At 70.7% G+C, this 22734-nt stretch carries 20 protein-coding genes; 9 read left to right on the top strand and 11 right to left on the bottom strand.

Translation table 11 applies throughout. The features are described from left to right. The first annotated feature begins 92 nt into the window (after positions 1-92). Together ACLQ24_RS19065 and ACLQ24_RS19060 are read left to right on the top strand one after the other, a co-directional pair. Entirely contained in the window at positions 93-902 is an 810-nt protein-coding gene (locus tag ACLQ24_RS19065) for a hypothetical protein (RefSeq protein ID WP_425893068.1), read from the top strand. Between the two features lie 339 nt (positions 903-1241). Beyond that, positions 1242-1667 (top strand): VOC family protein, encoded by a 426-nt coding sequence (locus tag ACLQ24_RS19060; protein ID WP_425893067.1) that lies wholly within the window; start codon positions 1242-1244, stop codon positions 1665-1667. A gap of 312 nt (positions 1668-1979) precedes the next feature. On the opposite strand, the gene ACLQ24_RS19055 is transcribed toward ACLQ24_RS19060, so the two are convergent. After that, the gene (locus ACLQ24_RS19055) at positions 1980-5306 is read right to left on the bottom strand and encodes a GH92 family glycosyl hydrolase (protein ID WP_425893066.1); all 3327 of its coding nucleotides are present in this window, start codon (positions 5304-5306) and stop codon (positions 1980-1982) included. Between the two features lie 294 nt (positions 5307-5600). On the opposite strand from ACLQ24_RS19055, the gene ACLQ24_RS19050 reads away from it, so the two are divergent. Next, positions 5601-5783 carry a hypothetical protein gene (locus ACLQ24_RS19050; RefSeq protein ID WP_425893065.1) on the top strand — a complete coding sequence of 61 codons (183 nt, stop codon included), beginning with the start codon at positions 5601-5603 and terminating at the stop codon, positions 5781-5783. Here ACLQ24_RS19050 and ACLQ24_RS19045 read toward each other — a convergent pair. Continuing rightward, on the bottom strand, positions 5780-6688 hold the full coding sequence (locus ACLQ24_RS19045; RefSeq protein ID WP_425893064.1) for an NAD-dependent epimerase/dehydratase family protein: 909 nt from the start codon (positions 6686-6688) through the stop codon (positions 5780-5782). The two genes, ACLQ24_RS19050 and ACLQ24_RS19045, sit on opposite strands and share 4 nt — an antisense overlap. Before the next feature lie 100 nt (positions 6689-6788). Between ACLQ24_RS19045 and ACLQ24_RS19040 the strand changes: the two genes are divergently transcribed. Continuing rightward, positions 6789-7217, top strand: a complete 429-nt coding sequence (locus ACLQ24_RS19040; protein WP_425893063.1) for a VOC family protein — start codon at positions 6789-6791, stop codon at positions 7215-7217. An 81-nt stretch (positions 7218-7298) separates the two neighbouring features. After that, positions 7299-7883 carry a hypothetical protein gene (locus ACLQ24_RS19035; RefSeq protein ID WP_425893062.1) on the top strand — a complete coding sequence of 195 codons (585 nt, stop codon included), beginning with the start codon at positions 7299-7301 and terminating at the stop codon, positions 7881-7883. A gap of 90 nt (positions 7884-7973) precedes the next feature. Here the strand turns inward: ACLQ24_RS19035 and ACLQ24_RS19030 are convergent, their stop codons facing one another. The 5 genes from ACLQ24_RS19030 to ACLQ24_RS19010 all read right to left on the bottom strand — a co-directional run bounded on the left by ACLQ24_RS19030 (position 7974) and on the right by ACLQ24_RS19010 (position 13264). Beyond that, a complete protein-coding gene (locus tag ACLQ24_RS19030; protein WP_425893061.1) occupies positions 7974-10808 on the bottom strand; it encodes a PQQ-dependent sugar dehydrogenase in 2835 nt (944 codons plus the stop codon). A gap of 87 nt (positions 10809-10895) precedes the next feature. Next, a complete protein-coding gene (locus tag ACLQ24_RS19025) occupies positions 10896-12161 on the bottom strand; it encodes a ThuA domain-containing protein (protein WP_425893060.1) in 1266 nt (421 codons plus the stop codon). A 217-nt stretch (positions 12162-12378) separates the two neighbouring features. Continuing rightward, a complete protein-coding gene (locus tag ACLQ24_RS19020; protein ID WP_425893059.1) occupies positions 12379-12633 on the bottom strand; it encodes a hypothetical protein in 255 nt (84 codons plus the stop codon). Positions 12634-12636: 3 nt separating this feature from the next. Continuing rightward, positions 12637-12855, bottom strand: a complete 219-nt coding sequence (locus ACLQ24_RS19015) for a YciI family protein (protein WP_425893058.1) — start codon at positions 12853-12855, stop codon at positions 12637-12639. A gap of 43 nt (positions 12856-12898) precedes the next feature. Next, positions 12899-13264 (bottom strand): hypothetical protein, encoded by a 366-nt coding sequence (locus ACLQ24_RS19010; RefSeq protein ID WP_425893057.1) that lies wholly within the window; start codon positions 13262-13264, stop codon positions 12899-12901. A 191-nt stretch (positions 13265-13455) separates the two neighbouring features. Here ACLQ24_RS19010 and ACLQ24_RS19005 point away from each other — a divergent pair, with 191 nt between their 5' ends. Next, a complete protein-coding gene (locus ACLQ24_RS19005) occupies positions 13456-14199 on the top strand; it encodes a neutral zinc metallopeptidase (RefSeq protein ID WP_425893056.1) in 744 nt (247 codons plus the stop codon). Between the two features lie 122 nt (positions 14200-14321). Continuing rightward, positions 14322-14978, top strand: coding sequence for an HAD family hydrolase (locus ACLQ24_RS19000; RefSeq protein WP_425893071.1), 657 nt, complete (start codon positions 14322-14324; stop codon positions 14976-14978). Between the two features lie 84 nt (positions 14979-15062). Here the strand turns inward: ACLQ24_RS19000 and ACLQ24_RS18995 are convergent, their stop codons facing one another. From ACLQ24_RS18995 to ACLQ24_RS18980, 4 genes are all read right to left on the bottom strand, one after another. Then, positions 15063-17618: an ABC transporter permease gene (locus ACLQ24_RS18995; protein ID WP_425893055.1), complete on the bottom strand. Its 2556-nt coding sequence runs from the start codon at positions 17616-17618 to the stop codon at positions 15063-15065. Beyond that, a complete protein-coding gene (locus ACLQ24_RS18990) occupies positions 17618-18385 on the bottom strand; it encodes an ABC transporter ATP-binding protein (RefSeq protein WP_425893054.1) in 768 nt (255 codons plus the stop codon). The genes ACLQ24_RS18995 and ACLQ24_RS18990 overlap by 1 nt, the downstream gene beginning before the upstream one ends. A 330-nt stretch (positions 18386-18715) precedes the next feature. Beyond that, entirely contained in the window at positions 18716-19402 is a 687-nt protein-coding gene (locus tag ACLQ24_RS18985) for a response regulator (RefSeq protein ID WP_425893053.1), read from the bottom strand. A gap of 155 nt (positions 19403-19557) precedes the next feature. Continuing rightward, a complete protein-coding gene (locus tag ACLQ24_RS18980; RefSeq protein ID WP_425893052.1) occupies positions 19558-20472 on the bottom strand; it encodes a RecB family exonuclease in 915 nt (304 codons plus the stop codon). A gap of 173 nt (positions 20473-20645) precedes the next feature. On the opposite strand from ACLQ24_RS18980, the gene ACLQ24_RS18975 reads away from it, so the two are divergent. Both ACLQ24_RS18975 and ACLQ24_RS18970 read left to right on the top strand, forming a co-directional pair. Next, on the top strand, positions 20646-21704 hold the full coding sequence (locus ACLQ24_RS18975; RefSeq protein ID WP_425893070.1) for a M50 family metallopeptidase: 1059 nt from the start codon (positions 20646-20648) through the stop codon (positions 21702-21704). Continuing rightward, a partial coding sequence (locus ACLQ24_RS18970) for a tRNA (adenine-N1)-methyltransferase (protein WP_425893051.1) occupies positions 21701-22734 on the top strand: 1034 nt, incomplete at its 3' end. The genes ACLQ24_RS18975 and ACLQ24_RS18970, both read left to right, overlap by 4 nt.

Raw genomic sequence — 22734 nt, 5'->3', positions numbered from 1 at the left:
GGGAAAGCCGACGCGCGTCCCGCACCGTAACGCCCATACACCCCAAACGATCACAAACCATTTGGGTTACGGGTCAAATAACACGTCTTCTGGTGAACGCGGTGGTGGTTCTCCACGTCGGTGGCGATGTCGACTACATCGCGGAGGACCACTTGCGTAATCAGCCCTATCCGGAACCGCCGCTGTGGCTCCCGGCAGCCGAGACGGCCCAGGCGCCGGTACTCCGCGAGATGAATTCGCCGTGGTTGCCGACGCTGGCGGGAATCTGGGCGGCGAGCATGACGCTGTTCGCCTATGCGCCCGTCGCCACGTCCATCAGTCGCAGGCTCCGTGGCGAGCGGCGGGCGAATGTCGTCGAGGAACTGTTCACGCAGACGATGGTCGGTGTCTACCCTGGCGCGAAGCAGGACCAACAGCGACTCCACCCGCCCAGGTCGAAGAACCAGCAGCTCTCTTACGAGTCGACCTTCCAACGGCGGAACCCGCTCCACTCGACGGCTGTCTACACCGTCGTCGTACGCGATCTGCTCCGGATTCAGGAACTGTTCTACCGAAGACTGAACCATCCTGAACGGATCTCGTACTGCCGCGACGCGAGCGACTGCATTGCTGCGCAGTTGGCGCCGGACGGGCGTATCCCGCAGACATACGAGGAACTGGATTTCCATCATCAGGCCATCGTCGAACGCCAGATAGCCGTCGACAGGCAGTTCTTCAGGTTGTATGAAACGTTCAGCGAGCGGCAAGTGGCTGGCGTACCGATCGGTGAGCTGACTCCGATCAGCGCCCCGGCGCTGCCGTCCGTTGTCGTGGACGCGCTGGGCCTGGTCGAGACCACCAGACCACCGTTTCCCAGCTTGGCGCCGTACCACCTGACGGCCCATTCGATGGCCGTCGACTGACGGGTCCATGCACACATCGGCTGGAGTGCTCCGCGCAGTCGGCACGGAGCACCGGCCGGCCGGTGGACCTGGCAGAGGCGCACCGCATCGTTGACGCCTTCACCCAGCCGTACCGGTACGCCGCCGTCAGGACGCCGGCTTCTACGACGACGCCGGATTCTGCGAGCAGTGCGACGCCCCGTACTGCTTCCACCACTGGTGACTGTCAGCGCGCGGCCGGGGGGCGGGTAGGGGGAAGGCCAGCCCCGAGTGTCGAGAACGGCCAGGGCGCATCGTCCCAGGGGAGAATGCGGCGACAGACCGCACCAGGGGAAGGGCACCAGCATGGCGATCCGGCGGATGGACAACGTCCTCATCGTTGTCGAGGACCTTGACGCGGTCATCGCGTTCTTCGTCGAGCTCGGCATGGAGTTGGAGGGCAGGGGGCCGGTCGAGGGCCGGTGGGTGGAGCGTGTCATCGGCGTCGAGGACGTGCGACAGGAGGTCGCCATGCTGCGGACCCCGGACGGCCAGGGCAAGGTCGAGCTGGCGATGTTCCATGCGCCGAAGGCGATCCGCCACGAGCCGGAGGACGTCCCGGCGAACACCCTCGGCATTCGTCGGGTCATGTTCGCCGTCGACGACGTCGAGGACACGATCGCCCGGCTGCGCCGCCACGGGGCGGAACTGGTCGGAGAGGTGCAGCGGTTCGAGGACATCTTCCTGCTCTGCTACGTCCGCGGCCCCGAGGGCATCGTCGTCGGGCTGGCCGAGGAGCTGCGCTGAGTGCCGCCGCGCGACCGCCGCTGTCGGTCGGGAGCCAACAACTTCAGGGTTGTTGCGGCCTCACGGGCCGGGGAGACCACGGCATCCCTGAAGCCCTGAAGCCCTGAAGTTGCGCGGATCTTGGAGCCAGCGCGGCCGAGCAGGCTCCGACGAGGCGGACCTGATCCGTCGACGTTCGCACACTGCGGGCCAGCGATCCTCGGCGACCCGTTCGGTGCCAGTGGGGCCTGCTCCGCCTCGCAGCGGAGCAGGCCCCAGGTCATCTCACGCCGCTCGCGCGACGCGTCCCCCGAGCGGCAGCCCGGCTCCGGGTCAGGCCGTCGCCACCCCGAAGAGGTGGATGACGCCATCCTTGGCGGTGGTGGGAAGCGTCAGACTCGCGAGCCGCTTGCCCGGCTGCAGGTCGATCGGTGCCGTCGCGAAGACGTACGTCACCACCGGCTCGACTCCCGTGCCCATCTTGTCGCGGTACGTGGTGTGCACTGCCGTCGCGTTGCCGAACGACGGCTGATCGGACCCGCCGCCCAGCGTCCAGTCGCTGAGGCCGATCGTCGCCTGCTGCGTGGTGCCGTCGGTGTACGTCAGCGTCACCGTGCCGCTGGTGGGACCGAAAGCGGCGCTGCCCAGCAGGCTCAGCTTCGTGTCACCCTCGGCGGCCTGGACGCTGAGCACCTGACCGCCGCCGCCGACCAGGATGTTGTCCGGGTCGCCGGGGGCCACGTTCGGCCAGGTGAAGTCGAACCCGTTGACCGACACGGTGGAACCCGGCTTCACCCCGGCAGCAGCGAGCGCCTTGGCGGAGTAGCTCCAGCCTCCGGTGTCGAAGTTGGCCTGCGGATCGGTGTCGTCGGCCGAGATGCCGTTGTTGTTGAGGTTCCACAGCACGCTGTCGCGAACGGCCACCGTCACGGGGATCGTCACGGTGGGCAACGGCGTACCGGAGGTGGTGGCGGCGGTGACCGTCACGGCGTAGGCGCCGGGCTTGAGGCCGGCCGGTGCGGAGACGGTGAGCTCCTTGCTGCCCAACCCGTCGCCGGTCAGCGTGAACTCACCCTGGGCGGGGGTGACGGTCAGCCCGGCGGGCGCGCTGACCTTCCAGCGCGCGGTGGTGGGAGCCTCGGTCAGCGCCTGGATCTTGTACGTCGTCGCCGAGGTGCTGCCCGGCTCCACCTTCAGCGTCTGCGGGCTCGCGCCGGTCAGGTACGGCCGCCGGCCGTCGCCGTACGAGGGCGGGGCGTCGGCGGGGGAGCTGCCCCACGTCGTGTTCGGCTTGTCGCCGAGCACGTAGTCGACGGTGCCGCCCTTGTTGACGAGGGTGTCGGGGACCCAGCTCCGGTTCGACTTCTTACCGTTGACCTTGACCGACTGGATGTACGTGTTCTGGGCCGAGGCGTCCGGGGCGTCGATCGTGATCTTGCGGCCGTGGCCGGCGTCGATCACCGCGCGCCGGAAGAGCGGTGCGGTGAGCACCAGATCGGCCCGGCTCGGGTTCTGCGGGTACATGCCCAGCGCGGAGAAGACGTACCACGACGACATCGTGCCGGCGTCGTCATTGCCCGGGATGCCGCCGGGGGTGTTGCCCCAGAGCTGGTCCATCACCGCGCGGACCGTCTCCTGGGTCTTGTAGGGCGTGCCGAAGTAGTTGTAGAGGTACGGCGCGTTCATGTCCGGTTCGTTGGTGGGGTCGTACCGGGTGAGGTCGCGGGCGGAGAAGTCATAGATGCCGGCGGGGGTGCGGAAGAAGGCGTCGAGGCGCTGCTCGGCCGCCTTGTTGCCGCCCATGGCGCGGGCGAGGCCGGCGACGTCGGAGTAGACCATCCAGGTGTAGCGGGCGCTGCTGCCCTCGACGAACCCGCTCTCGGTCGACGGGTGGAAGGCGCGCTCCGCCCAGGTGCCGTCGGCCTTGCGGGAGCGCGGGTAGCCGCCCTGTGCGGTGGCGGTCAGGTCGAAGACGTTGCTCCAGGTGCCCGACCGCTTGCGCAAGGCCCGCTGATTCGCCTGGTCGCCGACCTGTCCGGCGAGCTCGGCGAGCGCGAAGTCGGCGACCGCGTCCTCCATCGTCTCGGCCGCGCCACCCCAGCAGGAGCAGCCGTCGGCCGGGACGTAGCCCAGGTCCAGGTACTTGTCGAGGGCGGGACGCTGACCGACGCACGCCACATTGCAACCGGCGCTGTCGGAGTCGTTGGCGTTCGGCACCGTCGCGGCGGTGATCAGTGAACGGAGAGCACCCTTGACGTCGAAGTCCCGCCCGCCGAAGGCGTGGATGCCGGCGACCGCCGGGGCGGACGGGTCGCCGGACATGACGCTCGTCTTGCCGTGCTGCAGCAGCCAGCGGTCCCACTCCCCGCCACGCTGGGTGGCGTAGTTGAACAACGACTGCGCATAGTCGCTGCCGGCCTTGGGGTTGACCAGCGTCATCAGCTGCACCTGGGCGCGGTACTGGTCCCAGCCGGAGAAGGTGCCGTACTGCGCGTCCTGGCCCTTGGTCAGCCGGTGCGGCTTGCCGTCGGCGCCGAGGTAGCGGCCGTCCACATCGCTGGTGAGGGTGGGTTCGAGCATGGAGTGGTACAGCGCCGTGTAGAAGGTGCTGAGCTGGTCGGCGGTGCCGCCACCGACCTTGATCTTGCCCAGCTCATGCTGCCAGGCCGCCGTGGCCTCCGACCGGACCGTGTCGAAGCTCTTCTTCGGCGGGTTCTCCGCCTGCAGGTTGGCCTCGGCGTTCTCCAGGCTGAGGTACGAGATCGCGACCTTCACGCCGACAGTCGTGGTGCCCTTGGCGAAGGTGACGTAGGCGCCGGATCCCTTGCCGGGCACGGGATTGCCCGCGTCGAGGCCGGTGCCGCCGGAGGCCGTCGTGGCGTCCGGCGTCAGGTTGCCGTCCTGCCACGTGCCGACCCGGGCGAACGGCTGGTCGAAGTGGGCGGTGAAGTGCAGCGTGTACAGGGACTTGCGGTTGTTGTCGCTATGCGGGCCGCAGAAGTTGCCGGCGGTGACCGAGCCGGTGACGGTCCGGGCCGCCGAGTCCACCCGTACGGTGGCGCCGGTGCTGCCGGTCTCCGAGTTGGAGGTGCGGAACAGCATGCTGGCGGGCTGGTCGTCCGGGAAGCCGAACTGACCCGAGCCGGTGCGGGGGGTGGTGGTCAATTCAGCCGACGCACCACTGTCGAGCCCCACTCGGTAGTACCCGGCCCGCGCCGTCTCGTTCTTGTGGGAGAACCTGCTCGCGTACGTCGCGTCGGAGGTGTCGACGGAAGGCGAGGAGTTGACATCGCCGACGTACGGCATGATCGGAATGTCGCCGGCGCCTCCGTTGCAGCCGACCCCGTTGAGGTGGGTGAGGCTGAAGCCGCGGATCCGGTTCGCGCCGTACTCGTAGCCACCGGGCGCGGGGGTGGAGACCTGCCTACCGGTGCTGGTCTGCGGGCTCCAGGCCAGCATGCCGAACGGGCGGACCGCTCCGGGGTAGGTGTTGCCGAGGTTCGTGGACCCGATCAGTGGGTTGACGTACGCGGCGGGGTCGGTGACCAGCTGCGAAGCCGGTGCGGCCGAGGCGGGTGTGCCCGCGGAGACCGCCGTCAGCGCCGCCATGGCCACGGCGGTGGCGGCGGCGAAGGTTCGGCGTTTGGCGGTGTACGCCATGCGCGCCGTTGTGTCTGACACAGTGTTGGCCCTTCGGTTGGCACCGTGTGCGTGAAGCTCGATGGGGGTGACCCGTCCCGCTTCCTCTCTCAGATCGGAGCCGCACACGGTCGTGACAACGTTGTCTAATCCGCGATGATGCTTCCCTTCCCTCAAGGGACTGTCAAGATCCCGATTCCGATCGGGCCTGCATCGGGGGCGCGTCGCGCGGTGCTTGCGCCGTATTGACGAAAGGCGGCACCAACGACGGCGGCACGGCCAGCGACCGTCCGTCGCCTTCGTTACGCTCCGGGCATGTTCCGTGCGGCCCGGCCCGACGACTTCGCGCAGATCATCCGTCTCTACCGACAGTTGAACCCGGACGATCCGATGACAGGCTCGCGGAACCCTGCGACGCACGCGTTCCACCGTGCCTGCGGGTTCTCCGCCGACGTCAAGACGGCGTACCTCGCGCGCCCGTCGAAACTGGAGAGCTAACCAGGAAAGGTTTCACGCAGAGCCGGGTCCAGCGCGCGGCCGGTCGTCGGCTCGATGAACAACTCGGCGAGCAGGAGATCTGCGAGGTAGGTGGGGTTGATGCCGGACTCCTTACGACCCAGGGCCTGCGACGCGCCGCCGAGTCGCAGGGCCGCCCGCGCCGCACCGGCCGGCAGCCGCGCGACGCGGCGGCTGCGGCCCACCGCCTCGGCGATGCGCGCGAGCATGTCGTGCCAGGTGAGGTTCTCGTCGGCGATCGGGATGTCCGCGCCGCTGGCCGCCGCGAGGGCGTCGGCCGCGACCTCGGCGACGCTGCGGGCCGACGCCGCGGCGCTTCCGCCGGTCGGCGCCACCAGAGGGGTACGCGAGCGCGCCCACCGGTCCAGCGGGCCGGCCCAGTTCGGCAGCCGGTCGCCGACCCGACCGAAGACGAAGGGCAGTTCGAGTACGGCGACCGGCAGACCCGGGCCGGCGGCGGCACGCCCCTCCCGGGCCTGCTCCAGGCGGCAGCGAATGTACGTGTGCCGCTCGGCGAGTCGCCACTGCGGATGCAGCCGGTCGAAGTACGTGTAGTACGAGCCCATGATCACCCCACGGGTGAGGCCTTCCGCGCGGGCGGCGGTGAACAGGCGTACCACCGGATCGACGTTGTCGCGGCGGAACTGCGGGTAGATCGGCTTGGGCAGGGGCCGCTGCTCGTCGGTCCGGGTGGCGTACACGACGCCGTCGTGCCCGGTGAGCAGCGACCGCAGGTCGTCGGTCGAGGCGGCCCCGACATCCAGCAGGTGGTCAACCCCCTGCTGGGCGGTACGCGCCACCGCGGTCGTGGCATGCCCACGCTCCCGCAGCACCTCCACGACGTGCGCGCCGATCAGGCCACTGCCACCCACCACGAGAATCCGCACGCTGAATCGTCCACTGCCGAGCGGGGTGCGTGTCAAGTACGGAGCTGCGGATGCGACGGCGGCGAGGCGCGACCAGAATGGCGACCGGAGGTGATCGAGGATGATCGACCAGGAGAGCGTTCCCCGGCTGACGTCGGTGGTGCTCGACGGCACCGACGTGCGGGAGTTGGCGGAGTTCTACCGGCAGCTCATGGGCTTCGTCTACCGACCCGGCGACGAGCCCCCGACGGACGGCCGACCCGACGAGCGCGGTCGTGACTGGTTGGTGCTCAGATCCCCGGACGGTGGCCCACAGATCGCGTTCCAGCAGGTCGACGACCTGCCCGAGGCGACGTGGCCGAAGAACGACGTGCCACAACAGCTACACCTGGACCTGACCGTCGAATCCGTCGACGAACTGCTGGTCCAGCACGAGCGCGTGCTACGCCTCGGCGGCCGGCTGCGCTACGACCGCATCGAGGACCCCGACGAGCCGCTGCGCGTGTACGCCGACCCGGCGGGCCATCCGTTCTGCATCATGGTGGGATAGTGGCGGCGACGACGCCGTCCGTACCCGTGCATGGCACACGTGCGCGCGTGGTGCGGACGATGGTCGAGAACGGGGACGAGGATGCCGGAACCGCGCGCCTTCTGGCTGGACGAGCAGTTCGACCGTGAGCACGGCACCGACGGGCACGGCCGCTACGAGGCCGAAGTGCACCGCCGGATCGGCGAGTTCGCCGAGACCTGGGGCGACTTCGCGCCGGTCGCGTTCGCCGCGACCGCCTGGCGGGTGGCCAGCGAGCTGTCGCCCGGATTGGTCCGCTGGCACCGGCGCATCCTCTCGGCGACTTGCGAACGCAGCCCGTGGGACGGCGGCATGGTCTGTGCGGTCACCGTGGCCTCCCGCTGGCCGGCGGAGCTGACCTGGAGCAAGCAGTGGCAACGCGACCGTGGCTGGCATGACTGGCCGCGGCTGTTCGGCCAGTTCACCACGCCCACCGAGCAGGACCGGACGCGCCGCCCGCACCTGCGTGCGCTGCTCCAGGTGGACGCGCCGCTGCCGCTCGACGGCCTGCCGCCGACGCCCGACGGACCGGACGACCACGTCCCCGCTGCGGCGCACCGGGCGGTCGTGGTGCTGGCCCGGGAACTCAACGACCTGCTGGCGCCGGTGATCGGGCAACTCGACAGCGGGGTCCCCGCCGGCTCCTGACGGCGGGGACCCCTTCTCGACGCGGCGCGTCGGCAGTCGATGGGGTGGTGGGCCCGGCCCGGTCACCGAACGGGCCGGGCCCACCTCGTGTCAACCGGTGGTCAGGATGAACTTCTCCCAGGCCCCGGCGGACGTGCGGTTGGCGATCAGAGAACCCGCCCCGGCGTTCTCGGCGCACACGAACTGGTTGTTGACCGTGGCGCGCAGACTGACCGTCCCGTCCGAGTTGGTGACGAGCTGGAAGGTCTCCGACGCCCCGATCGACGTGCCGCTGGCGACCAACGGTGCGGCGCCAGCGCTTGTGGCCGAGACGTAGAGCCCGTTGGCGCGTGACCGCAGCGCGATGTTGCCGTTGCCGGCGTCCACCCGGTCGAACTGCTCGGTGGTGCCGACGCTGGCCTTGTTGGCGATCAACGCGGTGGTGCCGACCGCCGACACGTACTGGTTGTTCACCTGCGCCCGCAGGGTGGTCAGCGGCGTGCTGCCACCGGTGCCGGTCGTGAAGGTGAACGCGTCGACGTCGAACAGGTAGCCGGACCCGCCCTTGAACACCAGGTACAGCGTGGTCGACGCGCTGGGCGGGTTGCTGATCGTGCCGGACACCTCGGTGAAGGTCTCCCAGTTGCCGGTCACCGGCACCGTGACGGTGCCCAGCAGACTGCCGGTGGCCGACCCGGCCCGAACCTCGATCGTGCCACCGGCGCCGGCCGACGACGCACGCACGGTGATGCGGTTGGCGTTCGACAGGTTGTACGGCTGGTACGAGATCCAGTCGTTGTTCTCGATGAACCCGGCGGTGCGGCCGCCTTCGGCGCTGGTGTGGTCGGTGGCCTGGACACCCGACTGCCCGCCGAAGTGCTCACCCTGGCGGTGCTTCGGTTGCAGCGTCCTGATGCTGTGCGTGGTGAGCCCGCCGTTGTCGGTGTAGGCGGCGTCGAAGACCCCGTAGATGTTGGCCGCGGAGTCGTGCTCACCGTCGGTCGGCACGGTGATCGAGCCACTGCACCCGTTCATCGAGGTGATCTGGTGGGCGTGACTGTCGTGGCCCAGCGCGTACGTCAGGCTCACCTTGGAACAGTCGATGGTGCCGTCCTGCGGGTCGCTCACGCTGATCTGGTACGAGATGGTGTCACCGAAGTTGAACAGCTGCCCGTCGACGGGCGAGGTCAGCGTCACCGTTGGTGCCGTGTTGCCCACGGTGATGACCAGGCTCGCCGTGCCGGACAGGCCCGCCGGGTCGGTGACCTTCAACGTCGGGGAGTACGTGCCGTTCGTGGTGTACGTCTTGGTCGGGTTCGCCGCCGTCGACGTGGTGCCGTCGCCGAACGTCCACAGGTAACTCAGCGCCCCACCCTCGGGGTCGGAGCTGCCGGCCGACGAGAAGTTCACCGTCAACGGGTTTGCCCCGGACGTCGGGTTGGCTGAGGCGACCGCGATGGGGTTGCGGTTGCCGCCGCCGATGTACTCGATCCGGAACAGCGCCTGGTTGTTCGAGCCCGTGCCGTAGTCCAGCACGTACAGGGCGCCATCCGGGCCGAAGGCCATGTCCATGACCTGCGTGCCGCTCCACGGGAAGCTGGAGATCTCGCCGCGGGAGCCGTCGGCGTTGATGGCGATGGGCTTGATCCAGCGGCGGCCGTACTCGCCGGCGAAGAACTGGCCGTTCAGCGACTGCGGGAACTTGACGCTGGAGTTGAGCGAGGCGTCGTACCGGTACACCGGCCCGGCCATCGGCGACTCGGAGCCGCTGCCGAACTCCGACGGTGAGCCGGAGTCGCCGGCGTACTTGATCCAGGCCGGCTTCGCTGCGGGCAGCGTGCCGAGCCCGGTGTTGCGGAACGAGTTGTTGGTCGGCCCGCCCGTGCAGTTGTACTTCGACTGCGACGGCCCGGACGGGAAGGTGTATTCATTGTATGTTTCGGTGCTCGTGTTGCTTCCCGTGCAGTACGGCCAACCGAAGTTGCCCGGCGCCGTGATCCGGTTGAACTCCACCTGACCCTGTGGACCCCGGCTGGAGTTGGTGCTCCCCGCGTCCGGACCGTAGTCACCGACGTAGACGACGCCGGTCGCCTTGTCGACGCTCATCCGGAACGGGTTGCGCATACCCATCGCGTAGATCTCGGGACGGGTGTTGGCCGTTCCGGGCGCGAACAGGTTGCCCGACGGGATGGTGTACGTCCCGTCCGACTGCGGCGTGATCCGTAGTACCTTGCCCCGCAGGTCGTTGGTGTTGCCGGCCGAGCGCTGGGCGTCGAACTGCGGGTTGCGGTCGGTCCGCTCGTCCAGCGGCGCGTAGCCGGACGACTCGAACGGGTTGGTGTCGTCGCCGGTGGTCAGGTACAGGTTGCCGGCGGCGTCGAAGTCCAGGTCACCGCCGACGTGGCAGCACTGCCCGCGGTCGTTGGCGACCTGGAGCACGATCTTCTCGCTGCTCAGGTTGACCGTGTCGTCGCTGTTCAGGGTGAACCGGGACAGCCGCAGGTGCCCCTTCCACCTGTCCCAGTCCGACTGCGAGCCGGTGGTGGGCGCGTCCCCGGACGGGGTGCTCAGCGTGGGCGAGTAGTACAGGTAGATCCACCGGTTGGTGGCGAAGTTGGGGTCGACGGCGACGCCCTGCAACCCCTCCTCGTCGTGCGTGTAGACGGACAGGGTGCCGGAGACCTTGGTGTTGCCGGCCACGTCGGTCACCCGCAGGACACCGTTGCGGGCGGTGTGCAGTACCGAACGGTTGGGCAGGACGGCCAGGGACATGGCCTCGCCCAGCTCGGCGGAGCCGGTGGCGAGTTTGACCTGTTGGTAGTCGCTGGCGGGGATCACCACCGCCTGCGCGGCGGGGGAGTTTGCGGCCACGGCCAGGGTCACACTCGCGACGGTGGTGACCGCCGCGACGAGTGCCCGGGACCAGCGCCGGGATTTCGAAAGCATGATCGTCCTTCCTCGACGACCAGGGCCGGGGCGTGCTGGGGCGCACCACGGCCAGGTGAGGGTGGTGGGGAGCTAGCCGCGGCGCGGTCAGTTGGTGACGATGTCGAACTTCTCCCACTGACCGACGGAGGTCCGGTTGGCGATCAGCGGGGAGGAGCCCCCGTTGTCGGCGGCCACGTACCGGCTGTTCACAGTGGCCCGCAGGCTCACCGTGCCGTCGGAGTTACTGATCAGCTGGAACGTCTCCCACGCGCCGGCGCTGGCCCGGTTGGCGATCAGTGCGGAGGCCCCGGCGTTCTCCGCCGCGACGAACTGCCCGTTGCTCTTGGCGCGCAGCGCGACGTTGCCGTTGGCGAGGTTGACCAGTTCGAACCGCTCGCTGGTCCCGGCGGAGGTCTTGTTGGCGATGAGCGGGGTGGTGGCGTTGGGCGCGCTGACGTACTGGTTGTTGGCGCGGGCCCGCAGGGTGGAACCGGTGGCGGCGGGCGGCGGGGTGGTCGGCGGGGCCGTGGTCGGCGGCGGGGTGGTCGGCGGGGGGGTCGTCGGCGGGGCGGTGGTCGGCGGCGGGGTGGTCGGCGTCGTCCCCGGCGAGCAGTTGGCGTCGACCGAACCCGCGGCGACCTGGAGACCGCCGAGCAGCATCTTGGTGAAGTTCGGGTCGGTGTACGACGCCTCGGTGTGCCCGAGGCCCGTGTACCAGGCCCGACCGCCGCCGAACGCCTTGCACCAGGTGATCGGGTGGTCGCCGTTCATGGTGCCGCCGCTGTACGACGACTCGTCGAGGCTGGCGAGCACCCGCGCGGTCGACCGGGGGTTGGTGCGGTAGTTGTACCACTCGTCGGAGCGGACCCAGGTGGCGCCGAGGTGCGCGGTCGACGGGTTGGTCCGGTCCTCGATCTTCACGGTCGCGGTCTGGATCGCCGGGTGCGAGTCGAACCACGCGCCGACCAGCTGCCCGTACCACGGCCAGCTGTACTCGGTGTCGGCGGCGGCGTGCACGCCGACGTACCCACCACCGGACCCGATGTACGACTCGAAGGCCGTCTGCTGGCTGGCGTTGAGGACGTCGCCGGTTGTCGACATGAAGACCACCGCCTGGTACTGGGCCAGGTTGGAGGTGGTGAACTGGCCGGCGTCCTCGGTGGCGGTCACGCTGAAGCCGTTCGCAGCGCCGAGCTGCTGGATGGCGGCGATGCCGTTGGGAATGGCCGAGTGGCGGAAGCCGGCGGTCTTGCTGAACACCAGGACCTTGGTCAGCGGTGCCGCCGAGGCGGTGGTCGGCAGTGCGACCAGACCGGCCATCATCACGGCCAGGCCGGTGACGAGGGCCAATAAACGGGGACGGGAACGCATGGTGATGCTCCTTAGCTGAGCGTCGACCCCGGGAGGCGCGCGTGGGCGCGCCCGGGGCCACGGTGGCGGTGATGCGGAAGCCGGGCCGCCGATGCTCGGCTGAGGTGATGTGGAGCGGTGGTGATGGCGCGGTGCGCCAACCGAAGAACCCCAACCGACCAGTGTGGACGGACGGGCCGCATCGATTGACGTCGCTGACGCAGTAAACCTCTGATGTCTACGCGCCGTCAAGCCCGCCTGCTTCGGCCTGGGGCGCAGCGCGGCACGGTCGGCGCCGGTGTCGGGGGAAGCGACCTGGGGTCGGCGGTGTGTCCGGCGCCGACGGTTCGGCCCGTGGGAGGGCGACGCCGGACCCGGCCGCCTCCTGCACGGCGTCCTCGGCCGTGTCGAAGTGCCCGAAGCGGCGTACCAGCGCGCCGAGGACCTGCGGCGTCAACTCGCGTAGCAGGCCCTCGGCGGGTGTCTCGGGCACTTCTCAGCCGGCCAGGTCCTCGACGCCGTTCAGCACCGGCCGCACGTTCACGTACGTGCCGGGGGTGTCCGGGTCGACCAGGCCGGCGGCGATCTCGGTGGCCCGGTCGAAACTGGCGCACTCCACGATGGTGTAGCCCGCCAGCACCTCCTGCGTCTGCGCGTACGGGCCGTCGGTGACCACGGGCGCCCCGCCGCGTACCCGCACGAGACGGGCGTGCACGGGCTCGCTGAGGTGGTGGGGTGGGGTGGTGGGGTGGGGTGGGTTACTGGCCGTAGGAGAGGCGGAGGCGGTTGTTGATCAGGTAGTTGAGGCGGTGGCGGAGGTAGCCGAGGGTGCTCTCGCTGGGCAGGTCCACGTCGGGGGTGGTCAGTGTCCAGCGCAGCATGCAGTCACCGGCGGGCAGCCCGCGCGATATGTCGAAACGGACCTCGTCAAGGGGTCGGTGCGGCCACAGCGACGACCACACCAGCAGCACCGGCGCGTAGCCCGCCACCACCCGTGGCGGCACCTCGTCGTCACGTAGCTCCAGCCAGGGACGACTCCCCGCCTCCTGCGGGTCGCGCAGCGACCGCCGCACGACACGCGCCGGGGCCGGCTGGCTTCTTTGGCGGCTGCCCAGCACGTGCACGACGCCCTCCTGACCGGACGGTCACCTCCGCCCCGGGTCATTGTGGCGGCCCGACACCACACCACGCGAACCGCCCGGGCCGGTCGGTGCGTGAACCGCCGGGCCGCCCGGTGCGTGAATCCGAGGGCGGGCGTGGTGGTCGTACCGTCGGGGTATGGCGTGGTGCGGGCGCCGATGTCTGGGGAGGCACAGTGGGGGCATGGTCAGGACGCGACTCGCGGGGACCTCTGGTGGGCCTGGTGATGGTCGCGCTGGTGTCGCTCGCCTGCGCCGGCGGTGGGCTGACCGAGCCGGAGGGCGAACGTCCGGGGGCGAAGCCGCCGGCCACCTCGCCGCAGCCGAACACCACCCGCGCCGACAGCACCACCAGCGTGGCTGAGTTCAAGCAGGACGTCGCCGACGCGCAGGCGGTCGCGGAGCGCTACTGGGCGGCCCAGTTCAAGGCGTCCGGGCAGCGCTTCCAGCCCATCCGACGGGTCACCCCGTACCAGCGGGCCGGCGAGGTCTCCTGCGGCGGCCAGCCGCTGCCCCGCAACAACGCGGTCTACTGCTCGCAGGGCGACTTCATCGCATACGACATCGCCTGGTCGGTGGCGGCCTTCCGCGAGGTCGGTGACGCGTTCGTGTTCTACCTGCTCGGTCACGAGTACGCCCACGGCATCCAGGTACGCCTCGGCATCAACTACAGCTTCACCATCCAGCAGGAGTTGCAGGCCGACTGCATGGCCGGGGCGTACCTCGGTGACTCGGTGCGCTCCGGCGACCTGACCCTCGCCGAGGGCGATCTGGACGAGTTCCGCGAGGGGGTGGCGGCGGTTGGCGACGACCCGGACCAGCCGTGGTTCGCCGAGGGCGCGCACGGCACCGCCGAGCAGCGCACCGACATGTTCTTCCGCGGCTACGAGCGCTCGCTCAAGGAGTGCGACCTGAGCTGAGCGGGGTTGCCCCGGTCACCCCGGAGGCTGTTGCCGCCACCGGCGACGGGCCGTGCTGGCAGGATCGCCGGTGTCAGGCCACGACCCTGGAGGATCCGCTGAGCAGCCATCACCCCGCCGCCGTGCTCTTCGACATGGACGGCACGCTGGTCGACAGCGAGAAGCTGTGGGACATCGCGTTGCAGGAGTTGGCCCGCGAGTACGGCGGGGAACTGTCCGCCGACGCCCGCCGGTCGATCATCGGCACCGCCATGGCCGAGTCGATGCGCCTCCTGCACGACGACCTGGGGCAGCCCGAGCGCGATCCGGACAGCAGCGCGGCGTGGATCAACGCACGGATCCTGGAGCTGTTCCGCACCGGTCTGCCCTGGCAACCGGGCGCGTTCGAGCTGTTGCACGCGGTCCGCGCGGCGGCAATCCCCACCGCGCTGGTCACCTCCAGCCCTCGGGCGCTTGTCGAGATCGCCCTGGACACCCTCGGTCGGGACAACTTCGATGTGGTCGTCGCCGGTGACGAGGTGGTCGCGGCCAAGCCGCACCCGGAGCCGTACCTGACCGCCGCACGGCGCCTCGGTGCCCCGATCGAGCGGTGTGTGGCGATCGAGGACTCACCGACCGGGGTGGCCAGCGCGCTCGCCTCCGGCGCGGCCGTGCTGGCCGTACCCGCCGAGGTGCCGCTGCCCGCGATCGCCGGCGTGCACCAGGTGCCGAGCCTGACCGGCGTGGACCTGGAGGCGCTGGCGGCGTTGCTGACCGACCGGGCCGCGACGACCGGCTGACGCGGTCGACGCCCCCGGACGTGGCCCAGGACGGACGCGACCCCCGACGCCGCGAGTGGCGTCGGGGGTCGCGGAGTGCGCCCGTCAGTCGTGGGCGATCGCGCCCAGGACGTTGATCCGGGCCGCCCGCACGGCGGGGACCACGGCGGCCACCACCCCGATGATCGCGGCGAGACCGAGGAAGACGCCCATCTGCCCCCAGGGCAGGATCAGGTCGGTGATGCCCTCGTCCTTGAGCGCCTCGACCACGGCGGCGCCCAGGCCGGTGCCGACCGCCACGCCCAGCAGCGCGCCGAAGACGGAGATCACCACCGCCTCAACCGTGATCATGCCCATGGTCTGCCCACGGCGCAGCCCGATCGCTCGGAGTAGCCCCAGCTCCCGGGTGCGCTCCAACACCGACAGCGCGAGCGTGTTGACGATGCCCAGGACGGCGATCACGATGGCCAGCGCCAGCAGGATCTGGATCATCGTGAGCAGCCCGTCGAGTGAACTCGTCTGCTGCTTGATGAACGCGTCCCGGTCGGCCACCGACACCTCGGGGCTGTCCGCGAGTAGCGTCTCCACCTGCGGTTGCACGTCGGCCACCTGGGTGTCCGGTGCCAGCTGGATGAAGCCCTGGATGGGCTGCGGGATCGCGAAGTCCTTCGCCGCGGTCGCCGGCAACGTCACCGCATTGGTCAACTGAGACGACTCGTAGATGCCGCTGATCGTGTACGTGCGGGCCTCGCCCCGGGTCAGCTGCACGGTCACCGTCGAGCCGACCGACCAGCCGCGGGACTTCGCGGTGTCGGAGCTGGCGAGCATCTGCGTCGGTGACAGCCGGTCGATGTCACCGGCGGTCGCCTTCGCACCGAAGATCTGCCGCAGCGACGCCACGTCGCTGCTCGCGGCCACCCACGTGCCCTTGCCGTCGACGCGTGCCATGTCGCCGTACTCGCCGTCGACCATTCGCACGCCGGGCAGCGCCTTCACCTGGTCCAGCACGCTCGGGTCGAAGCTCGGCGGACGCGGACCACCCTGCTGGCCGGAGATCACCAGCTCGGCCTTGATGGTGTCCTGGGCGAGCGCGCCGATGCTGCCCTTGGCCGAGTCGAGGATCACGGTGACGCCGGTGACCAGAGCGATGCCGACCATCAGCGCGGCAGCCGTGATGGCGGTGCGGCGCGGGTTGCGCCCGGAGTTGAGCCGCCCCAGCTTGCCCGGCACCGACCAGGAGAAGATCGCGCCGAGCAGGTTCACCACCGGCCGACTGATCAGCGGGGTCAGCAGCGCCACACCGATGAACGCGAACAGCACCCCGCCCAGGATGGTGGCGAGCGTCTGGCCGCCCGCGTTGCCGCTGAGCCCCAGGAAGAGCAGGACCGCGCCGATGCCGGTGACCACCGACCCGGCCACGGTGACCTTGGTCAGCGGCCGGTCCGGCGTCGCCACGTCCTGCATGGCGGCGATCGGCGGGATCCGCGAGGCCCGCAGCGCCGGCAGCAGCGCCGCCACCACGGTGATCACCAGACCGACGCCGAACGACCCGATCACCGCGGCCGCCGGCACGCCGATCCCGGCCAGGGTCAGACCACCGGCCAGCTTGCCGAACAGGAACGCCAGCAGCGCGCCCACCCCGATACCGGCGGCCAGGCCGAGCACCGACGCGATCAAGCCGACCGCGATGGCCTCCAGCACCACCGAGCCGATGATCTGACGGCCGCTCGCACCGATGGCGCGCATCAGCGCCAACTCACGGGTGCGCTGCGCCACGATGATCGAGAAGGTGTTGAGGATCAGGAAGGTGCCGACCAGCAACGCCACGGCGGCGAAGCCGAGCAGGATCTTGTTGAAGAAGGAGAGGCCCTCCTTCAGGCTGGCCGCGGCGTCCTCGGCAACCTGCTCGCCGGTCTTCACGTCGTAGCCCGCGCCCAGGGTGCGGGCCACGTCGTCGCGCAGCGCCTCGTTTGAGACGCCGCCGGCGGCCGTCACGGTGATGCTGCTGAACATCCCCGGTTCGCCCAGCATCAGCCGCTGCGCCACCGGCGTGGTGAAGAAGACCTCGTTGACGCCACCGATGGAGTCCCGGTCACCGCTGTAACCGGCGATGCCGACCAGGGTGAAGTCCCGCTTCTTCGACTCGAACGCGGTCAGCACGCCGACCTTCTCGCCGACGTGCACCTTCGCCGTGGTGGCCAGCGACTTGTTGACGACGATCTCGTCGTCGGCCTGCGGCGCACGCCCCTCGCGCAGTTGCAGCAGGTCGCTCTCGCCAACCCAGTTCTCACCCAGTTGCGGCGGACCGAACGACGTGACGACCTTGCCGTTGCTGCCGATCACCCGCGCGCCGTCGGCGTTGACGACACCGGTCGCCCCGGCCACCCCCGGCACCTGCTTGACCTGGTCCACCACCGCGGCGGGCAGCGGAGCGGCGGTCTGCTCGCCCTCCATCTCGCTGATCTCGACCTTGGGCTTCGCCGCGACGTTCACGTCGATCTCGGAGAAGCCGTCGGCGAACACCGAGTCGAAGGAGCGGCCGAGCGTGTCGGTCAGCACGAACGCGCCGGAGACGAACATGACCCCGAGCACCACGGCCAGACCGGACAGGATCAGCCGGACCTTGCGGGCCAGCAGACTCTTGAGTGTCGCCCGGAACATCAGTTACCCACCTCGGCCGGAGTGTCCAGCTTCTTCATCGTGTCCAGCACCGTGTCGGCGGTCGGCTCGATCAGCTCCGAGACGATCTGCCCATCCGCCAGGAAGACCACCCGGTCGGCGTACGCCGCGGCGGTCGGGTCGTGGGTGACCATCACGATGGTCTGACCGTGCTCGCGCACCGAGTTGCGCAGGAACCCGAGCACCTCCGCGCCGGAGCGCGAGTCCAGGTTGCCGGTCGGCTCGTCCGCGAAGATCACCTCGGGGCGGGACACCAGCGCCCGTGCGCACGCCACCCGCTGCTGCTGACCGCCGGAGAGCTGCGCCGGCCGGTGGTCCAGCCGGTCCTGCAGGCCCACCGTCCGGATCACCGTGTCGTACCAGGCCTGGTCCGGCCTGCGCCCGGCGATCGACATCGGCAGCAGGATGTTCTCCTTCGCGGTGAGCGTCGGCAGCAGGTTGAACTGCTGGAAGATGAAGCCCACCTTGTCCCGGCGCAGCTTCGTCAGCCCCGAATCGCCCAACCCGGTGACCGTCGTCTCACCGATCGACACCGTGCCCCGGGTCACCGAGTCCAGACCGGCGAGGCAGTGCATCAACGTCGACTTGCCGGAACCCGACGGGCCCATGATCGCGGTGAAACGGCCACGTTCGAACTCGGCGCTGACCCCCCGCAGCGCGATGACCTGAGCCTCGCCGCTGCCATACACCTTCCACACGTCGTTCGCCCGGGCCGCGGCCTGCGCCTGCTGGCCTACCGTCGCGGTCACGTCATCTACCTCTTCCGTCTGCTTCGAAATGCACGCCGCCCCCCGATGGTCCGACGCGACCCTTCAATCATCGGCGCTGCTCGCGCCCGTCCCGTCCGCCCCTGGGGGGACCCGGAGCGGATTTCCTGCTGCGGGTGCACCCCCATGCCGCATCAGGGTTGCCCCTGACTCGACAGCCGGTCGACCGGTTTTGCACACTTCCCCCTCACGCCACAGGAGGGTCAACCCCGCCGCGCCGTCTCCGGTCACGGTAGGTGAGCACGGCAACCGGGCCGTCCCGCTACGGAGGGATCTTCGAGTACGCCGGGTGAGGTAGCCGCCGCGCGGCGGCTACGCCCGTGGGCGGACCAGACCAGACTCGTACGCCAGCACGACCGCCTGCACCCGGTCGCGTAGCCGCAGCTTGGTCAGCAGGTGCCCGACGTGGGTCTTGACGGTGGTCTCGCTGACCGACAGCGCCGCCGCGATCTCGGCGTTGGACAACCCCCGGGCCACCTGCACGAGCACCTCACGCTCCCGGTCGGTGAGCGCGTTGAGCGCCGCCGACGGCGTCGCCGCCGGGTCGGGCAGCAGCTCGGCGAAGCGCTCCAGCAGTCGCCGCAGGATGCGCGGCGCGACCACCGCGTCCCCGCCGGCCACCGTGCGGATCGCCGCGATCAACTCCTCGGCGGGTACGTCCTTGGCGAGGAACCCGCTCGCGCCCGCGCGCAGCGCCCCCACCACGTACTCGTCGAGGTCGAACGTGGTCAGCACCAGCACCCGCACCGGCAGGCGGGAGTCGACGATGGCCCGGGTCGCCGCCACCCCGTCCATGCGGGGCATCCGGATGTCCATCAGTACGACGTCGGGCAGCAGCCGCCGGGACAGCTCCACCGCCTCCACGCCGTCGCCGGCCTCGGCCACCACGTCCAGGTCATTCTCGGCCCCCAGGACCATGCGGAAGCCGGTACGCAGCAGCGGCTGGTCGTCGGCGAGCAGGACCCGTACCGGCCGCGCCGGGGCCACCCGATAGCTCATGTCGTCTCCCGTCCCGACGCCGTGCTGTCGCTGCGGCCATCCTCGCGTACGGCCGCCGGTGCGTCGTGGACCACCGTAGAGACGGACCCGCCGCCGTGTTCCGATCGACGCGACGCCGATCCGGTCGGGTCGGCACCCGCGGACGGATCGGAGGGCTACTCGTCGGCGCCGGGCGTCACCGGGGCGGACCGGGCGTCACGCAGCGGATCGGCGTTCGTCGCCGCGACGGGAAACGGTGGGGGAGTGCCGCCGAACGTGGGGCAGAGCGCCTGGTGGCTGCACCAGTCGCACAGCCTGCTCGGCCGGGGCCGGAAGTCCTGTCGGGCGGTGGCCTGCTCGATCGCCCGCCACAGCGCCACCACGGTGCGCTCGAAGCGGACCAGCTCGTCGGCGTCGGGCGTGTAGTCCAGCACCTCGGCGTCGCGCAGGTAGAGCAGGCGCAGCACCCGTGGCACCACCCCTCGGGTGCGCCAGAGCACCAGCGCGTAGAACTTGAGCTGGAACAGCGCCCGCGCCTCGAACGCCTCCCGGGGCGCCCCGCCGGTCTTGTAGTCGACCACCCGCAGCGCGCCGTCCGGGGCCACGTCGAGCCGGTCGAGGTAGCCCCGGATCAGCAGCTCTTCGTCGACGACCGCCGAGATCAGGCTCTCTCGCTCGGCCGGTTCGAGGCGCGTCGGATCCTCCACGGCGAAGTAGCCCTCCAGCAGCCCCGCCGCCGAGCGCAGGAACTCCACCGGGCCGGCCGGCTCGGCGTCGTCGAAGATCGCGGCCAGCTCCGGCTGCTCGGTGACCAACCGATCCCACTGGGGGGCCACCAGGTCGCCCGCCGCGGCCGGGGTGCGGCTCGACGCGGGCAGGTCGAACAGCCGCTCCAGCACCGCGTGCACCAGCGTGCCCCGGGCCTGCTCGATGGTCGTCCGCTCGGGCAGCCGGTCGATGCTGCGGAACCGGTACAGCAGCGGGCAGGTCTTGAAATCCGCCGCCCGTGACGGGGACAGCGAGGCCCGCACCGTCGTCGGCGTCTGCGCCGGGGAGGAGGACTGGGGGGTGGTGACCGGTTCCGCCGTCATGTGCGCAAAGGTTAGGGCACCGGTATGACACCGCCCGCCGCCCGCCCCGTAGGTGACCGGTCCGTAGCATCGGTGCGATGGAGCAGACATCCCCGCCTCCGCGTCGGTCCGACCGGCGACCGGGTCTGAGCGTCGGGCGTGTGCTCGGGGTGCCCCTGTACCTCAACGCCTCGATGCTCCTGCTCGCCGTGCTCGTCGCCGTGCTCTACGCCGAGTTCGCCCGCCGGCAACTGGACCTGCCGCAGGTCAGCGGCTACCTGATCGGTTTCGGGTTCGTGGTGTCCCTGCTCGGCTCGGTGCTGCTGCACGAGCTGGGTCACGCGCTCACCGCCCGCCGCTACGGCATCGGTGTGCGCGGAATCACGCTGGAGCTGCTCGGCGGGTACACCGAAATGGAGCGGGACGCCCCGACGTCCAGGATCGACCTGCTGGTCTCGCTGGCCGGCCCGGCGGTCTCGGCGGTGCTCGGCGCCCTCGCGGTCGCCGCCACGGTCGCCCTGCCCCCGGGGACCGTCGCCCACCAGCTCGCCCTCCAGCTCGCGTTGAGCAACGTCATCGTCGCGGTGTTCAACAGCCTGCCCGGGTTGCCGCTGGACGGCGGCCGGGCGCTGCGGGCCGCCGTGTGGGGCCTCACCCGCGACCGGCACCGCGGCACCGAGGTCGCCGGCTGGGCGGGACGCGTCGTCGCCGTCGGCACGGCCGCCCTGGTGGGGCTGCTGACGTACACCCACTTTCTGGCGCCGGTGGCGCTGCCGCTCATGCTGCTGGTCGCCGTCACCCTCTGGCGCGGCGCCGGGCAGTCGATCCGGGCCGCGCGGGTCAGCCGACGGTTCCCCCTGATCGACCTGGCCCAGATGGCGCGGCCGGTGTGGCCGGTGACCACCGGCACGCCGCTGGCCGAGGCCCATCGCCGCCGCGCCGAGGGCGGCCAGCCAGCCGCCGCCCTGCTGGTCACGGACTCCACCGGCCACCCGGTGGCGCTCGTCGATCCGGCCGCCGCCGCGGCCGTCCCCGCCGAGCGTCGCCCCTGGCTGGCGGTGGACGCCGTCGCCCGGTCCCTGGCCACGCTCCCCGCCCTGCCGCTCGGTCTCGACGGCGAACGGGTGATGGAGGTCGTGCAGACCCACCCGGGCGCGCAGTACGTGGTGACGTCAGGCGAAGATGTCGTCGGCATTCTGCACATCGGGGACCTGGCACAGCTCCTCGAACCCAACCGGAAGATGACACCGTGACCGCAACTCCCGCCACCGTCGGAGCCGACACCGCCCCCCGGACGTTGACACCCGTGCACCGAGGCCCGTTCCGGCCCGGCGACCGTGTGCAGCTGACCGACCCCAAGGGGCGGATGCACACCGTGACGCTGGAGCACGGCAAGGAGTTCCACACCCACCGCGGGATCCTGGCGCACGACGCGCTGATCGGGCTGCCCGACGGCAGCGTGGTGACCACCTCCGGCGGCGGCACCGCGTTCCTGGCGCTGCGCCCACTGCTCTCGGACTACGTGCTCTCCATGCCCCGCGGCGCGCAGGTGATCTACCCGAAGGACTCGGCGCAGATCGTCGCGATGGGCGACATCTTCCCCGGCGCGAAGGTCCTCGAGGCCGGCGCCGGCTCCGGCGCGCTGAGCTGCTCCCTGCTGCGCGCCGTCGGCACCGAGGGCGAGCTGCACTCGTTCGAGCTGCGCGACGACTTCGCCCAGATCGCCAAGCGCAACGTCGAGGCGTTCTTCAACGGGCCGCACCCCTCGTGGCACCTGCACGTCGGTGACGTCGCGCAGTGCCAGGAGACCGGCTTCGACCGGATCATCCTGGACATGCTCACCCCCTGGGAGACCCTCGACATGGTCGAGCGGGCGCTGGTGCCCGGCGGCGTGTTCATCGGGTACGTCGCCACCACCCCGCAGCTCTCGGAGCTGGTCGAGGCGCTGCGCGAGCGCGGTGGCTGGACCGAGCCGCGCGCCTGGGAGTCGCTGGTGCGGGACTGGCACGCCGAGGGCCTCGCCGTCCGACCCGACCACCGGATGATCGCGCACACCGCGTTCCTGGTCTCCGCGCGCAAGCTCGCCCCGGGCGTCACCGCGCCGCCACGTCGCCGAAAGCCCAGCAAGGGCACCGAGGCGTACGCGCAGCGTCGCGAGGACCTGCGCGCGGCCGAGGCGGCCCGCCAGGCCGCCGCCGCCCAGGCCGCCGCCCAGGCCGCCGCCCAGGCCGCCGCCCAGGCCGCCGCCCAGGCCGCCGCCCAGGCCGCCGCCCAGGCCGCCGC

The sequence above is a fragment of the Micromonospora sp. DT4 genome, from assembly GCF_049841675.1.
Taxonomy (GTDB): Bacteria; Actinomycetota; Actinomycetes; order Mycobacteriales; family Micromonosporaceae; genus Micromonospora.
This window is presented reverse-complemented; position numbering and strand designations above follow the sequence as displayed.

Excerpts from the sequence above, each read along its gene's own strand:
- ACLQ24_RS18995 (WP_425893055.1), bottom strand. The coding sequence starts at position 17,618 with ATGTTCCGGGCGACACTCAAGAGTCTGCTGGCCCGCAAGGTCCGGCTG.
- ACLQ24_RS18985 (WP_425893053.1), bottom strand. The coding sequence starts at position 19,402 with ATGAGCTATCGGGTGGCCCCGGCGCGGCCGGTACGGGTCCTGCTCGCC.
- ACLQ24_RS19025 (WP_425893060.1), bottom strand. The coding sequence starts at position 12,161 with ATGCGTTCCCGTCCCCGTTTATTGGCCCTCGTCACCGGCCTGGCCGTG.
- ACLQ24_RS19030 (WP_425893061.1), bottom strand. The coding sequence starts at position 10,808 with ATGCTTTCGAAATCCCGGCGCTGGTCCCGGGCACTCGTCGCGGCGGTC.
- ACLQ24_RS19040 (WP_425893063.1), top strand. The coding sequence starts at position 6,789 with ATGATCGACCAGGAGAGCGTTCCCCGGCTGACGTCGGTGGTGCTCGAC.
- ACLQ24_RS18980 (WP_425893052.1), bottom strand. The coding sequence starts at position 20,472 with ATGACGGCGGAACCGGTCACCACCCCCCAGTCCTCCTCCCCGGCGCAG.
- ACLQ24_RS19035 (WP_425893062.1), top strand. The coding sequence starts at position 7,299 with ATGCCGGAACCGCGCGCCTTCTGGCTGGACGAGCAGTTCGACCGTGAG.
- ACLQ24_RS19060 (WP_425893067.1), top strand. The coding sequence starts at position 1,242 with ATGGACAACGTCCTCATCGTTGTCGAGGACCTTGACGCGGTCATCGCG.
- ACLQ24_RS18975 (WP_425893070.1), top strand. The coding sequence starts at position 20,646 with ATGCTCCTGCTCGCCGTGCTCGTCGCCGTGCTCTACGCCGAGTTCGCC.
- ACLQ24_RS19050 (WP_425893065.1), top strand. The coding sequence starts at position 5,601 with ATGTTCCGTGCGGCCCGGCCCGACGACTTCGCGCAGATCATCCGTCTC.
- ACLQ24_RS19055 (WP_425893066.1), bottom strand. The coding sequence starts at position 5,306 with ATGGCGTACACCGCCAAACGCCGAACCTTCGCCGCCGCCACCGCCGTG.